Consider the following 15,163-nt stretch of genomic DNA (forward strand, 5'->3'; position numbering starts at 1 on the left):
TTCTAATCAACTGAACGGCGTCTTTTTGATTGAGAGGTTACGGATATGAACATCAGGATTCTGGGTCTGCCCCTGGTCGCCGCTGCGTTCCTGGCTCTGGCCGGCTGCTCGTCACCCACGGTGGTGACCCTGCAGAACGGTACCCAGTATTTGACCAAGGATGCCCCTAACACCCGTACCGCCGACGGCTTCTACGAATTCGAAGACATTTCCGGCAAGAAAGTGCGGGTTCGCGCCGATGAAGTGGCGACAGTACGCAAGGAAGACTGAGTTTATTGAGGCCCTCTCCCCCGGAGAGGGCCTGATCTCATGTCATCGGCTCAATCCGATGTCCATCCCGGGTGTCGGACTACCCTCTTGGCAACTGATCAGCCCACCTTTTCGCCGCATCATCTGATCCCTCAATCGCAGGCAGCGGTTGTATTCCTGTTCAGTGGCGTGATCGATGCTGATGTTTCCGGTCGTGGCCGGTTTGTTCACTTCCCCGAGACTCACCGATACCCAGGGCTTTTCTGCCTGCACGTCGAAGCGCGGTCGGGGCGACGTCGCCTCGACAGGGGCGCCTGCCTGGGCGGCGGGCAATTGCTCCGAGGTGACGCCGTAGCGGGTCAGAATCGATTGATCCGGCAATTCGGCCAAGGCGCCAGCCGAGGCCAGTCCCCACATCAGGCCGATGATTGAGGCTTGTTTACTGCTCACTGCTTCACTCCCTCTTGTGCCGAGGGGACACACGCATCACCTCGGCACCACGTACTCAAAACAACCTTGGATCAGGCGAACACAAATTCGCCTCCTACCTGGCCCGGATTGACCCCCACCAGGGTCACGGAACTGTCACCGACCTCAAGCAGCGTGTCACTGCCGACCTGAGACAGGTGCTGGCGGTAGTCGAAACCTTCCCCGGCGCCCTGCACGCCAAGGAACACCAGTGTGTCGCCGGCATCATAACCGCTGATCTGGTCGTGGCCGAACGCGCCATTGAAAACGAACGTGTCAGAGCCGCCGCCCGATTGCAGCCAGTCATTGCCCGAACCGCCGACAAAGGTGTCGTTACCCGTACCGCCCAACAGCACGTCGTTGCCGTCATGGCCGAACAGCCAGTCCCCCGATGATCGCGCGGTCAAGGTGTCGTCTGCCGAGGTGCCTGCGGTCGACGATGCATACGCCGTCAGCTTGCCCCCCGCCACCAAGCCGTTGGCCGTGACACTGTGGCTCACCTCGTCTTTGAGCAGGCCCCAGAACAAACCGGGCTCTTTGCTGACGAGCGTGTCGATGTCTCGGGTCATGCTGATTGCACCCTGGGCATCGCGCACGTACAAGGTCCCGGCGCCGTCCTGGACAAAGCTTGCATCTTTCACCGAGGACTGCAGCTGCAGGGTGTTGCTGCCCTGCCCGCCCAATATCACGTTGTACCCACCCTCGTCGCGAAAGGTGTCGTTGCCGGCGCGCCCCTCCAGATAGTCATTGCCCTGCCCGCCCTGGATCAGGTCATCACGCTCGCTGCCGATGATGAACGTGCTTCCGGTGTGGGTTTCAGCGTTGCGATTGAGGTCCTGGACCCACGTATTGCTGCGTGCGGGATCCGACAGGTTGGCGACGATGATGGTGGAGTCTTTCTCGGTGAGGTCGTAGAACGCCGAATCGAGGATCCGGCCCATGCCATCGCCGTAACCGGTGGGCAGGTGGGATATCCAGGTGGGAATGTTGAGGATGGAAAACGGCAACACGTTCCAGGCCGCCGAGGCATAGTGGTCGTTGAAGCTGACGATGTTGTTGGTGGCTGACTCCTGCGGAGCATCATGCACGCCCACCGACGCGGAGGTGAACGTGGAGCCGTCCAGGGCCCGGAACACCGGGTCGTTTTCATAACCGATGTTCAGCACTTTGTCGGTGCTGCTTTGGGTTGGCGAGGCGTAGGCGATGTAATTGGCGCTGCTGTAGAACCCCGACCATTGGCTGGTGCTCAAGTCCGCCAGGCTGTTGACCGCCAGCCCACCGAGGCTGTGGCCACTGACCAGCACGTCCTGGCCTGTCAGACCGTGGGCCTGGGCGAACGCCGCGACGTCCCCGAGCAAGTTGCCAAAAGCTTGGCCGACGTAGTTTTTCGCGTAGTCCAGGGGGCCGAAAGCCGCCATCAGATCGCTGATGACGTCACCAATGGAGTCGCTGATCAGCGTCTCCCGTGGGCCGCTGGTGCCACGAAACGACACCCCGATTTGCGTCAGTTGCCCATCGGCGTCGTACTTGCCGAGAATTTCCACCTGCGCGGTGGTGTAGCCGGCCTTCTCACCAAAAAACGTTCCACGCTCATCCACCTTGCCGGTGTAGCCCAGTTGCGATGCGCTGATCGGGGTCCAGCCGGCCTTCTGCACCGCCTCGAGGGCGAGCTGCTCCGAGTCGGGATTCCACGGCACACCGGGGATCACCCCTTGTGAATCGGTGCTGCCCAGCAGCGCCGTCACCAGCGTGGCGGGCAGCCCCGCGCCGAAGCCGTTCTGCTGGTAGCCGGCGGCAAAGCCGTGGTCCAGATTGTGGTAGGAATACAGCATGATCGCCATTGCATCGCTGACCAGCGCCTTGGACTCGGTGGTGCCGAGGTTTTGGTAGTCGTAGATACCCATCGTGATGACCTCTTTTTTTGTTGTTGGAAAGGTTGTCGATACAGGCGAAGTTCTTGGGCACTGCCCGTCATTGCGTCAGCGCCGGGGCCACAAATGCCTCATCCACCTGGGCCAGGTCTTGCGCGCCCAAGGTGCCGGCGTAGTAGTGCAACTTTGTCCAGGCCATGAGGTAGTCATAACGGGCCTGAGCCAGGTCGCGTCGGGTGGTGTAGAGCTGTTCTTCGGCGTTCAGGGCATCGAGGTTGACCCGTTCGCCGCCGAGGATGCTTTGCCGGGTCGATACCACCAACGCCTCGGCGGCGCTGAGTGCTTTGCGGTATGCCCGCAATTTGTTCACCCCCGACAGGCAGGCGCTGAACTGTCGGCGCAGCTCGATCAGGGTTTCCCGGGTTTTGGCGTCCAGTTCATATTCGGCCCGCTCCATGTTGCGACTGGCCTGACGAGTCGACGCCGAGACCCCGCCACCGGCGTACAACGGCACGCTGATCTCAAGTCCAATGGTGTTGGTGTCGTAGCGCTGGTTGTAGGTGTTGCCGCTTTCCGACTCGTTCTGGCGCATCGTCGCGTAGGCGCTGACCTTGGGCAGGTGTCCGGCACGGTTGCGTTCGACTTCGTAGCGCGCTACGTCCACGGCCTGGCGCTGGGATGCCAGGGTCGGGTTGTTGCTCACGGCCAATTCGTGCCATGTCTGGAAACTGGCCGGTTGTAGGGTGAAGGTCTGGAACGTTTCGCTCAGGGGCGCCAGGTCGCCGATGTTCAGGGTCGGGACGCCAATCAACGAGCCAAGTTCGCGCAAGGATGCGTCCTGCTCGTTGCGGGCCTCGATCTCTTCGGCAATCGCCAACTCATAGCGCGACTCGGCTTCAAGGATGTCGGTGCGCGTACCTTCGCCTTGGGCAAACAGGTGCTCGTTCTGATGAAACTGCTGTTCGAAAGCCTTTTTCCTGGCCTGGGCAATGTCGATCTGATCCTGGGCGAACAACGCCTGGGTGTAGGCGCTCAACACCCGCACCAGCAATTCCTGGCTCTTGCCACGAAAGTTTTCGTCGGCAAACAGCGCCTGGGCCACGCCTTTGCGATAGGCGGCGTAGGCCTCGTAGTCCAACAGCGGTTGTTGCAGGGTCAGGCTGGAGCCATAGCTGCTGTAGTTGCGGTCGTCATGCTGGCTGGCGCCGCGGTCGTTGAGGTAGGTAACCTTGGACTGGTTGCGGCCCTTGTTGTAGCTGTAGCCCAGGTGCGGCAGCAGCCCGGCGCGGCCAATGGCGCGGTTCTCCAGGCCGGCATCGCGCTCCTTGATCGCGCCCAGGTAGGCCGGGTCATTGCGCAGGGCTTGTTCATAGAACTCGAATGGGCCCATGGCCCAGGCACTGTTGCAGATAACCGCCGCCAGCGCGGCGAGCCAGTAACGTCCCTTCATACCCCCGAACATCCTCATTCTTCGGTCAACGCGGAGCCGGCTCGGTCGAGCAGCGGTTTGAACAGGTAGTTCATGAGCGAGCGCTCGCCGGTGCGCACGAACATTTGCGCCGGCATTCCGGGCTTGATCACCAGTCCGTTGAGTTTTTCCATCGCCACTTCGCTGACGCTGCTGCGCAGGACGTAATACGGTTCGGCGGTCTTGTCATCGATCATCTGGTCGGCGGAAATCAGGCTGACCTCCCCCGGCACCCTCGGCGTGCGGTTCTGGTTGAATGCGGTGAAGAGGATGTCCACTGGCAAATGGGTGCCCACCTTGTCGATCAGGTTGACCGGCAGGCGCCCTTCCACTTCCAGTCGCGTGCCTTGGGGCACGATTTCCAGCAAGGTATCGCCTTGACGGACCACGGCGCCTTCGGTGTGTACGCCCAGGTTCACGGCGATGCCGTCGGCGGTGGCGAGGATCTCGCTGTGTTGCAGCTCGAACGCGGCAGACTTGAGTTGCTGTTGCAGGGTTTCGCTCTTGAGCTGCGCTTCGGCCAACTGACTGCGCACCTCCTTCTGGTATTCCTCATTGTGTTGCTCAAGCGTGAGGCGGGACTCGACGATGCCCTGCTCCACCCGGCCGCTTTCGCCACTGTTCTGCGCCAGTTCCTGCTGCACTTGCGACAGTTGCCGTTGGTAATCGAGCAGGCGGTTGCGCGGGATGTAGCCGTTGTCTGCCAACGGTTGCAGGTTGCTGAGCTGCTGGCGCAGGGACTGGGCCTGGGCATTGAGGTCATTGCGAGCCCGGCGCATGCCCGCCAGTTGCGCCGTGGCACCTTCGATATTGGCGCGCAACGCGGCCTGCTCCCGGGCCACCGCTTCGCGGCGGCTGCTGAACAACTGTCGCTGGCCTTCGAGCACCAGCGCCAGGCGCGGGTCGGGGTCGTGGCTCAGTTCGGCCGGAAAGCTGACCTGTGGGAGGTTGTCCCGCTCGCTTTGCCAACGTGCCAGGCTAGCCCAGGCCATGCGGTACTGGGCCTGCAGTGCTTGCACATCGGCGGCTGTCTGAGTCTGGTCCAGGCGGAACAGCGGCTGGCCCTGTTTCACTGCCTCGCCTTCACGCACCAGGATCCGGCTGATCACCCCGCTGCTCATCGATTGCACGGCCTTGCGCTTGCCGGACACCACCACGGTGCCTTGCACCGCAATACCTTGGTCCAGCGGCGCCAGGCTGGCCCAGGTGAAAAAACTGCCAGCGCCAATGAGCGCCAGTGCCCACCCCAGGCGGGTGAAGAAACGGGCATCGCGCTCGGGATGTTCGAGGTCTTGAGAGTGTTGCAGATTCATGTCGCGATCCTTGCTCATGCGCCGCTGGGTTTGCTGGCAGCCGAATACTGGCGACTCATGCTTAGTCCGTTGGGGGCTGCCTGGGGTTTGTCGCGTTGCGATGGCGGCTGGCCGGACAATGCCCGCAGCACCTCCTGGCTAGGACCGAACGCCTGTAGGTGGCCTTCATTGAGCACCAGCAGCTTGTCGGCCTGAGCCAGCGCCGAGGAGCGATGGGTCACCAGCACGACCGTGGTGCCCTGGGCTTTCATCTGCGCGATCGCGCCGGCCAGTGCCGCTTCACCGACCGTGTCGAGATTGGAATTGGGTTCATCGAGCACCACCAGGCTCGGTTGGTCATACATTGCCCGGGCCAGGGCGACGCGCTGTTTCTGGCCGCCGGACAAACCGCTGCCATCCTCTCCCAGCACGGTGTCGTAGCCTTGGGGCATGCGCAGGATCAGTTCATGCACGCCGGCCTGTTGCGCGGCGGCGACGACCTTTTGCGGATCGGCCTGGCGGAAACGGGCAATGTTCTCGGCAATGCTGCCGCTGAACAGCTCAATGTCCTGGGGCAGATAACCGATGTGCGGGCCGAGTTGGTCGCGGTTCCAGCGATGGATGTCGGCCCCGTCGAGCCGCACTGTGCCTCCGAACGTAGGCCACACCCCCACCAACACACGGGCCAGAGTCGATTTGCCAGACCCCGACGCCCCCAACACCCCGAGCACTTCCCCGGCGCTCAGGCTGAAACCGAGCTGATGCAGTGTCGCGTTGCGCTGCCCCGGCGGGCCGGCGCTGACCTGTTCGAAGGTCACCTGGCCCTTGGGCGACGGCAATGTCATCGCCTCGTCTTGGGCTGGGTAAGCCTGCAACAGCGCATCGAGACGGCGATAGGCCAGTTTGGCCCCGCTCCATTGCTTCCACACGGCGATCAACTGGTCGATGGGGCTTAGCACCCGGCCCATCAGGATCGAGCCGGCAATCATCATTCCGGCGGTCATGTCGCCCTTGATCACCAGCAGCGCACCCAACCCCAGCACCAGCGATTGCAGACACAGGCGCAGGGTTTTGCTCAGGGAACTGAGCACCGCGCCGGTATCACTGGCCTGGTTTTGCAGGCCGAGAAAGCGCGAATGCACGGCAAACCAGCGCCCGCGCAATGCGCCGAGCATGCCCATGGCCTGAATGGTCTCGGCGTTGTGCAAGTGGCTGGTCGCCAGTTGGCTGGATTGTTGCGAGTAGACACTGGCCTGCCCCAGCGGTTTTTTGGTCATGGCTTCGTTGAGACAGGCCAGGCCGATGAGCAGCAAGGTGCCAACGCTGGCGAACACGCCGAGCCACACGTTGAACAGATAGATCACCAGCAAATACACGGGAAACCACGGGGCGTCGAAGAATGCGAACAGCGCAGGTCCGGTGACGAACTGGCGGATGTGGGTAAGGTCACCCAGCGACTGCCCGGCGTTGCCCTCGCCCTGGCGCAGGTTGCGCTCGAACGCGGCCTTGTACACCTGAAGGTTCAAGCGTCTTTCTAGCTGGCTGCCGATACGGATGACAATGAAGCTGCGCACCATTTCCAGCAGTCCGATAAATACGAAGAAGCCCACCACCATCAACGACAACATCCACAGCGTGGTTTCGTTTTGTGATGACAGGCCCCGGTCATACACTTGGAGCATATAAATCGAAGGCGCCAACATCAGGACATTAATCAGTGCGGTAAAACAACCGACGCTGATCAGAATATTTTTATAGTCGCCCAGCGCTCTAAACAGCGGCACCGTCGCAGCGCGCCTTGTCATGTTCATGAAGATATCCTTGCTGTTGGCTTTGCCAGGTTATTCAACTTGCCAATCTTTAAATGATTTACATCCGGCCGCGGTGCGCTGCACGCCTGTTTAAACAAGCGTGCCTGGGGCATTCGCAAACTGTACTCACGTGTTAAGGAGTGGTTTGGGGCGGACTCCGTTCGAGCGTCACTACCCGACCTGATTTCAAAGTGACTTGATAGTGTTGCTCTTGACGCAGTTGCAAGTGAATCCGGCTGTTCTGTTTGCCAATCAGTGACAGACCGTCTGGTTCGGTGAACCAATGGACCGGCTCATCGCCCAGCCACTGTCCCAGGCAGGCGGTTTGCCCGACCAGGGTTTGATCTGCCCTGAGCTCGATAAGGCAAATGCTGGACGGCGGGGTTTGCGCAGGCTCCTGCGGCCCCGACAGAACAGCCTGCCACTGACCGGCCAACTGGGAAGGTTCTGCTAACAACAGGCTGCGCGCCATGGCGGCTTCTCCGGTAAACATCATCAGCGTAGCGAGTAACCAGGCACTTGCCTGGACGCCTTGGGGCTGGGGATTTCTGCACATCTGTTCAATCCTGAAGGATCCCGCAAGAGCGCTGGCCGCTCCCACGGGATCGGGGACATCAGGCCACGATATCCGAGACAGCCGCCTGGCCGACGGTACTGACCAGGAAGTCAGCCACGCCGTGCCCGGAGAAGTCCACCGACAGCAGGCTGTTGCCACCCGATGTCGACAGCACCGCATCACCCGCCGCACCGGTGAAGGCATTCACGAAGTGCAGGCCCGCGCCCTGGGTGATGCCGGTCAGATCGATCTTGTCCAGGCCGCTGACAAAGTCGAGGATCTGATCGACCGCACCTGGTCGTGAGTCAGAACTGGCGGCGAACACGAAGGTGTCCGAGCCCGAACCGCCCCACAGTTTGTCGGCACCGCCCGCGCCCCAGAGGATGTCGTTGCCGGCGCCGCCCTTGAGTTCGTTGGCCACGGAGTTGCCGATGAGCAAGTCACTGCCCGAGCCGCCAATGGCATTCTCGATGGTCACCCCCTGAGCGATGGAAACGTTACCCACCATGCCGCCAACGTCGGAAAACGAGGCGCCATTGAGGTTGATCTTCTGGTTCTGCGTGAAGCCTGAAAAATCCAGGGTATCGCGGCCGCCGGCGTCCCATACCGAGAACACCACTTTGTCCGAAGACGAGGATGCGCTGTAGAAGTCGCGACCGGTGTTGGAGTTGAAGCCGTAGGTCGAGTCGCCGGTCCGGGTGCTGGTGTTGGCACCGTAGAGCTTCTGAATGGCCGCAATGTCATCCATCAGCGGACCCGAGGCATAGGCTTCGACGCCGCCCTTGCTGAAGTCCTGGCTGGTGTTGGTTTCACTCCAGTAACTCATGAGGCTGTAGCCACGGGTGTCCTGACCGTAGGTGGCGTCATCGTAGGTCGGGCTGCCTTCACCGGCGTTATAGTCGCCAGGATGCGCCAGGCCCAGGCTGTGACCGATTTCATGGGTCAGGGTCTGGCGGCCATAATTGTTCAGTTCCGGATTCTTGTTCTGGGTGTAGCGGCTGTTGATCAGGTACCAGGAGGTTCCGTCATAACCGGCGCCCGTGCCCGGCAGATAGGCAAATGCCGCGGCGCCGTCCTGGCCGCTGCTGTAGTTGCCGAAGGTCATGTGGCCGTCGCCACCGCTGGCCCTTTCAGTGAACGTGACATTGGCCACGTCCGCCCAGGACTGCATGGCCAGGACCGCTTGGCCTTTCTGTTGCGCGCTGAACTGGCTGAAACCGCTGATGCCGTGCTTGTTCATGGTGCTCGAGGAGGCAGAGGTCAGGAACGTGTAGGTCAACTCAATCTTGCCGCTGGCGTCCCGGTCCTGGTAAGCCGCACCGTCGCGCAGCAACTGGGTGGCAGCTTCGTCCACCGAGTACGACGGTTTGCCATTGACGGTCAGGTTGCCACCCCGATCGTATTGGTGGCTGAAACTATTGATCTGATTGAATGCACTGCTGGCCGCCGCCAGTGACTGCGGCGCCCAGAGCATTTGTTCGGCAGAATCAATAGCGCTGGTTTTGACTTTCGACATAAACACACTTCCTTGTTTGCAATGGAACAGTTTTTGTCAGATAGAACAATCTCTGGCGAGAGCGTCCTATCACTCGCCCAATTGAGGACGCAAGAAAACTGACACAATTGGAAATCAAACGTCCAGCGAATTTTTTTGACCCTTTTACACACTCACGCCTTCAACAACGGCAAAAGATACACGGCGCCCCGTTAGTACAGGTATTTCGCGGGCGACATTAAAGATTGTAGGACAAAACTCTATTTAAATATTAAATGAGGTTAACCACCTATTTGCCAATCACGTCGCACTTCTAGCAACTAAGTGCCAGCGAAACGCTACTAATTAATGGCGGCTAGATATCTATGGTTTTGCCTGAACACACTTCCCGCAGACAACCACGAAACCAGCGGTGCACAGGATCAGCATCCATTCGGGGGTGCCAAAGCATGGAAATCGTGAATGTGGGCACCGCAAACGGCAGCGCAAAGCTGTGCATGCCGGCACGCAGGCGGGTGGTATAGCGCTCAGGCACGCTGGCGATCAGGTCGCTGGACCGGGCAAGGCCCAGCGCAGTGGAGAAGCCCGGGACGGTGATCGCGATCTGCCGTGTCAGGTTCAAGGACTGCAAGGCCTGATCGAGGGCACTGTGGTCCAGGCCCCGCAAGGAAACGCCGATGTGCTCGCCCGCTGCATAACCGACGGCACACACCTCGGCCTGGCTTAGCGGGTGACCCGCGCGCACTACGCCAATGAGGCGATCAGTGAACAACGCCTGGGTTCGTAGCTCCGGGCTGGTGTCCTTGTCCACGACGGCCGTTTCCAGGTCCACGGTGCCCTCTCGCAACGCCGTACTGTCCTTGTCGGCCTTGTCCAGGAAATGCAGGCGTACACCGGGCGCCTGTTCGCTGATACGGGCAATCAAATCGATGGCGAAGTTTTCAACAAACCCTTCCCGTGTGCGCAGCGTGAAGGTGCGGCTCAGCCGGCGCAGATCCGGCACCTGGGACGGCCGCAGCGCCGCTTGGGCATCCTGCACCAGTTGGCTGACCTGCTCGCGTAACGCCAAGGCGCGGGGTGTGGGCACCAGGCCACGCCCAGCCCGCACCAGCAGCGGATCACCCGTGGTTTCGCGCAACCGCGCCAGCGCCCGGCTCATGGCCGAGGGGCTGAGTCGCAGTCGCCGAGCGGCTCGGGCCACGCTGCCTTCCGCCAGCAAGACATCAAGGGTAATCAGCAGATTGAGGTCGGGTGTGGACATGGCGCAGTCCTGGGTTGGAATAGGTGGCGCTGTATGCAGTTATAAAGTGCAATCCATGCGTCTTCCGCCATGTTATGCCCGGGCGTACCGTTCTGACAGCTCCATTTTCAGAGCGTCAGAGTCAGGGGACATGATGAAACCAGCCAATACCCAATCCAGCCTGTCGAGCGCGACGGCCACCCAACGGGTCTTTTCACCGCGCTGGGCCTTGGCCAGCCTGTCACTGTCGACCTTGCTGGCCTCCTTGGGCGCCAGCGTGGTGACGGTCGGTTTGCCGACGCTGGCCCATGGGTTCGAGGCCTCCTTCCAGCAGGTTCAGTGGGTGGTTCTCGCCTATTTACTGGCGATTACCACGCTGATTGTCAGTCTCGGAAAATTGGGCGATTTGCTCGGGCGTGGCAGGTTGCTATTGGCCGGGATCGTGCTGTTCACCCTCGCGTCGGCGCTTTGCGGCATGGCGCCCTCGCTTTGGCTGTTGGTCGCTGGTCGGGCGTTACAGGGCCTTGGAGCGGCGATCATGATGACGCTGACTTTGGCCCTGGTGGGTGAAACCGTTAGCAAGGAAAAGACCGGTAGCGCGATGGGGCTGTTGGGCACCCTATCTGCGGTGGGCACCGCCCTTGGCCCCTCTCTGGGAGGTGCACTTATCAGCGGTTTCGGTTGGCAGGCGCTATTTTTGATTAACGTTCCGCTTGGACTGCTGGCGTTCGGACTGGCCTGGCGTTCACTGCCGGCTCGGCAACCGGAGGGATCGGTCGCGCGCCCCCGCTTCGACACCCTGGGTACGCTGCTATTGGCGATAACGCTTGGCGCCTATGCCCTCGCCACGACGTTGGGCTGTGGTGACTTCGGCTGGCCGAATATTGCGCTGTTGCTGATAGCGATCCTGGGTGGCGGCCTGTTTGTCCTGGCCCAGCGGCGGGTCGCGTGGCCATTGATCCCCTTGGCGTTGCTGGAGGACCAGCGGCTGGTTGCCGGGCTGGTGACCAGTGCTCTGGTGGCAACGGTCATGATGGCGACGCTGCTGGTGGGGCCTTTTTATCTATCCGTCGCCCTTGGGCTGCCTGCCGCGCTGGTGGGGTTGGTGTTGGCGGCAGGACCGTCGGTCGCTGCACTGACGGGGGTGCCTGCCGGGCGCCTGGTGGACCGCTTTGGCGTGCGCCCCGTGCGACTCGTCGGGCTGCTGATCATGATTCTCGGCTGCCTGATGCTGTCGTTGATGTCACCGACCCTCGGTGTGGGCGGCTATGTCGCCGCTATCGCGGTAACGACCCTTGGCTATGCGCTGTTCCAGACGGCCAACAACACAACGGTGATGGCGGACGTGCCCGCGGGCAAGCGCGGCGTCATCTCAGGGCTGCTCAATCTGTCGCGTAATCTGGGTTTCTTTACCGGAGCATCGGCGCTCGGTGCGGTGTTTGCGCTCTCTGTACCGACGAATGGTATCGCCCAGGCAGCTCCCGAAGCGGTGGTAAATGGCTTGCATCTCACCTTCATCGTTGCCACGTCTTTGATGTTGCTGGCTTGGGTCGTTGTCTTGAAATGCCGTGAACCAGAGCCTCTGGATGGGCGTGATGACATCTTTGCCCAAAGAAAGTGAGGCCAGGATCAAAACGACATAAGTCGTGATGCAGATCAAAAAAAGTGAACCAATCGCCAAACGACCTGAAAAAAGCCACATGACATTCATTTTCAGGTGCTATTTTTAGTTCTCACTGGTAGAGCCATGATGGCTCTTCCTTCCTGACTATGAGCAAACGGAAGCGCTTGATGAAGAAGGTGGGCAACAGATGAATAGAGGATCTTTCAGCAAGGTTACGTTTCCCAACGCCTGCCAGTTGATGCGCTGGCATTTTCATCCCATGGGATTCGAGGCCAGCATGGACGCACCGGGCAGTATGGTCGCCCGGCTGTTTGACCGTGCCAGCGGCGAGACTATGATCGCGATTGCGGGCATCCCCTGCGCGACAGTGATGAACGCCCCTGACGTGGAGCGAATAATCGAAGCGGTGGAAGCCGAGCTGGAAGCTTTCGTGCCACCAGTTGGCTTGCGACGATTTGCCTCCTGAAAAAATGAAGCCCACAGCAGTGGGCTTCTTTTTGCCTGACAGTTTTGTTCGTGCCCCGAAGTTCTCAACTGCGGGCGCGGCGATGATCGACAAAGAACGGTTTGCCGGTCCCTATCCGATCCGACGCCTTGGGCGCCTTGTTAACTTGGGTGTCCTGCCCATCGACATACCAATAGCAATGCTGCACCGCCCGGGTAATGCCGACATAGGCCAGGCGCAGAATCTCGTCTTTCTGTGCCGTGTCGTACGGCTCGGCATCGCCCTCCTGGCCAAGCCCGGCCATTCGGTAGACCTGATTCTTGTAGGGGGAACTGGTGGAGTGCTGGCAGTCACCGAGCAAAAACACCGCGTCGGCCTGAAGCCCCTTGGCGCTATGGTAGGTCATCTGCCGGAGGCGTCTTGCCGGGTACGGCAAGCTAGAATCCACATTAACTGTTGATTGAATATGCTGTTCAATCAATAGCTTATCGCTGCTTTTTCGATAGAGCATCAAGATTGAATCGCCCTTGCGGTAGTGCTCGTCCAGGCGCTTGGCCAAGCCTTCGTCGTCTCTGTCCAACACATTGACCGGGCTCAAGGTTCGAGGCGTGCCGCTGGCCTTGGCCTTTTTGCCGGGAATCGCCGCAGCCGCACGCACCACGTGTTCGGCGGCGTCAATGATGTGCTGGTGGCTGCGGTAGTTATCGGTGAGCATGATCCGGGTGTTTGCCGGTGAAGGAAACTGTTTGTTGAACGCCATGAAATAACTGGGTGAACTGCCGCGCCAGCCGTAGATCGATTGCCAGTCATCACCCACGCACAGCAAGGAGGAACGCTGGGCGCCCCGGCCGACATGCATGGCAGGGCCGCGGCTGCGCACTTCCCGCAGGCTGGCGCGAAGCCAGGAAACAATCTGCGGCGAGACATCCTGAAACTCGTCGATCATCAGGTGTGACAGAGGACGCAATGTCGCATCGCTCAGCAGCTTGAAGTTCTCTGGGGAGTGCTCACTGAACAACGCGAACATTCGGTTATAGGTCATGACGGGCGGCGACTGGTCCAGCAGGTGGTCTTCAAATGCTCGCCAGTAGCGACTCAGGGCCTCAAAGAAATAACGATCCGGGTCATCCTGGGCAAAACACATCCGGCCCACGGCGTCCGGGACGTCCAGACCCAGGTTCTCGATAAAGCCGGCCGCCGCGACGAAACAATCCAGCAACGGTGCCGAAGCCAGTTCGCCTTTTACCTTGTAATCGAACCCAGGGCCTGCGCTGGCATCCCCGGCCAACACGCTCAGTACACGCTTTGACGCCTCATAACTATCTATCCATATCAATGGCTTAGAGCAGAAAGCTTGAAACAGGGTACGCTTTACCGCCCACTCTGCGCGGATACTCAGCTTGGCGCCGGGCCGGCTGAGCCGGGCATCTTCCCGCGGGTCGAAACCCAGCATCACCCAGGCGTCCAGAGTTGGAACGTAGCCGTGGCAATGAAACGTCGCACCGTTGATCTGGAAGGCCTGACGCTTTGGCTCGATGCCCTTGATCGGCCAGGCACCGGCGCGAAACCACAGGTCTTCGATCGCATCGCACAACTCTTCATCGCGCTGGGCGGCCAGTTCGGTCACGGCCACCCGTTTCTGCACATCGGGATGGTCGCGTTCCAGCTCCCTGAGCTGCAAGGCGTGTCGGGACATCGGTTTGATCAGTTCGCGAAAACGCTCATCGCGTTGATAAAGACCGTGATAGCAGGCATTGAGTCGTTGGCGCTGAGCATCGTTGATGCGCAGCTCAAAGGGATTGCCCTGGGCGTCATCATCAGCCGTTTCGTTACGATGGCTCAGGGTTTCAAACGCCTGGAGCCGCTCAAACCCGGGCAGACTGCGCACCATGGGCAAGATGCGTGAATGGAAGGTCCGCACCAGATCGCGAGCTTCCTTGAGGCTGATTGTCCGCCCCCACAGGGCAAAAACTTCAATGAGCTTGTGAATGAAGTCCTTGCGCGATTCCCGCGTGAAGGTCACCACGGTCATCGAATCCAACTCAAAACCCAGGTAGTGGGACAGCAGCACAAGGCGTAGCACCAGGGTCGTGGATTTCCCGGCGCCTGCGCCCGCGACGACCGAGGTAGACGGCGTATCGCTCAGGATCATTTTCCACTGCGCGGCGCTCGGCTGGGCGTGAGCGGGAAGCAATCGGGCAACATCGGCCTTGATGCGCTTCTTGAGTTCGGCGGTCAGCGGCAGGCGCCAGTCATCGAACAACAGCTCATCGACTTTCGGTGCCGGGTGCTCAGTGCTTCGGAAATCTCGGATCAGCAGGACTTGCCGGCCCTCTTCCAGTCCATCGGCCTTGCCTTCCTTATAGCCGTAGTCAAAACCGGCGCTATGCCCGCTGCGAAAGCCATCGGCCTGGCCGTGTAGCCAGGAAGCCCGATGCTGGGCTCGAAGTCGCGTCAGGCCATGACCCAGAAAACGCGCGGCCAGGCGCTTGAGCAAAGGCATCTGGGCCAGGGGCAGAAGTTCGGGGGGAAGATCGGGAGTGTGTTGCGACACGCTGGGGGACTCCGGTGTTCAGAACCATGGCGGCTATGGTGTCTGTATTTGCCAGCGGATTCCACTCAAAAGCTTTTAAGTCATGGATTT

At 60.5% G+C, this 15,163-nt stretch carries 12 protein-coding genes; 3 read left to right on the forward strand and 9 right to left on the reverse strand.

Going from position 1 to position 15,163, the window contains the following annotated elements:
* Positions 1–45: 45 nt before the first annotated feature.
* Positions 46–270 carry a YgdI/YgdR family lipoprotein gene (locus tag GKKCFE_RS11540; RefSeq protein WP_047226447.1) on the forward strand — a complete coding sequence of 75 codons (225 nt, stop codon included), beginning with the start codon at positions 46–48 and terminating at the stop codon, positions 268–270.
* A gap of 42 nt (positions 271–312) precedes the next feature.
* Here the strand turns inward: GKKCFE_RS11540 and GKKCFE_RS11545 are convergent, their stop codons facing one another.
* The 8 genes from GKKCFE_RS11545 to GKKCFE_RS11580 all read right to left on the reverse strand — a co-directional run bounded on the left by GKKCFE_RS11545 (position 313) and on the right by GKKCFE_RS11580 (position 10,471).
* Positions 313–699 (reverse strand): hypothetical protein, encoded by a 387-nt coding sequence (locus tag GKKCFE_RS11545; RefSeq protein WP_445577867.1) that lies wholly within the window; start codon positions 697–699, stop codon positions 313–315.
* A 71-nt stretch (positions 700–770) separates the two neighbouring features.
* Complete coding sequence (locus tag GKKCFE_RS11550) at positions 771–2,621, reverse strand: polyurethane esterase (RefSeq protein WP_445577868.1); 1,851 nt, start codon at positions 2,619–2,621, stop codon at positions 771–773.
* Between the two features lie 67 nt (positions 2,622–2,688).
* Positions 2,689–4,038, reverse strand: a complete 1,350-nt coding sequence (locus GKKCFE_RS11555; RefSeq protein ID WP_445577869.1) for a TolC family outer membrane protein — start codon at positions 4,036–4,038, stop codon at positions 2,689–2,691.
* Positions 4,039–4,052: 14 nt separating this feature from the next.
* Positions 4,053–5,387: an HlyD family type I secretion periplasmic adaptor subunit gene (locus GKKCFE_RS11560; RefSeq protein WP_139050300.1), complete on the reverse strand. Its 1,335-nt coding sequence runs from the start codon at positions 5,385–5,387 to the stop codon at positions 4,053–4,055.
* Positions 5,384–7,159, reverse strand: coding sequence for a type I secretion system permease/ATPase (locus GKKCFE_RS11565; protein ID WP_339487797.1), 1,776 nt, complete (start codon positions 7,157–7,159; stop codon positions 5,384–5,386). Before GKKCFE_RS11565 ends, GKKCFE_RS11560 begins: the two co-directional genes overlap by 4 nt.
* Positions 7,160–7,292: 133 nt before the next feature.
* Positions 7,293–7,715 carry an AprI/Inh family metalloprotease inhibitor gene (locus GKKCFE_RS11570; protein WP_445577870.1) on the reverse strand — a complete coding sequence of 141 codons (423 nt, stop codon included), beginning with the start codon at positions 7,713–7,715 and terminating at the stop codon, positions 7,293–7,295.
* 58 nt (positions 7,716–7,773) lie between these two features.
* Positions 7,774–9,231, reverse strand: coding sequence for a serralysin family metalloprotease (locus GKKCFE_RS11575; RefSeq protein ID WP_076384645.1), 1,458 nt, complete (start codon positions 9,229–9,231; stop codon positions 7,774–7,776).
* A 334-nt stretch (positions 9,232–9,565) separates the two neighbouring features.
* Positions 9,566–10,471, reverse strand: coding sequence for a LysR family transcriptional regulator (locus tag GKKCFE_RS11580; RefSeq protein ID WP_310662577.1), 906 nt, complete (start codon positions 10,469–10,471; stop codon positions 9,566–9,568).
* A 133-nt stretch (positions 10,472–10,604) separates the two neighbouring features.
* On the opposite strand from GKKCFE_RS11580, the gene GKKCFE_RS11585 reads away from it, so the two are divergent.
* Together GKKCFE_RS11585 and GKKCFE_RS11590 are read left to right on the forward strand one after the other, a co-directional pair.
* Positions 10,605–12,071 carry an MFS transporter gene (locus GKKCFE_RS11585; protein ID WP_445577871.1) on the forward strand — a complete coding sequence of 489 codons (1,467 nt, stop codon included), beginning with the start codon at positions 10,605–10,607 and terminating at the stop codon, positions 12,069–12,071.
* A 190-nt stretch (positions 12,072–12,261) separates the two neighbouring features.
* On the forward strand, positions 12,262–12,540 hold the full coding sequence (locus GKKCFE_RS11590) for a DUF1652 domain-containing protein (RefSeq protein ID WP_047226440.1): 279 nt from the start codon (positions 12,262–12,264) through the stop codon (positions 12,538–12,540).
* 64 nt (positions 12,541–12,604) lie between these two features.
* Here the strand turns inward: GKKCFE_RS11590 and GKKCFE_RS11595 are convergent, their stop codons facing one another.
* Positions 12,605–15,073, reverse strand: coding sequence for a UvrD-helicase domain-containing protein (locus GKKCFE_RS11595; protein ID WP_445577872.1), 2,469 nt, complete (start codon positions 15,071–15,073; stop codon positions 12,605–12,607).
* Between the last annotated feature and the right edge of the window lie 90 nt (positions 15,074–15,163).

Source organism: Pseudomonas sp. E141 (genome assembly GCF_052659885.1).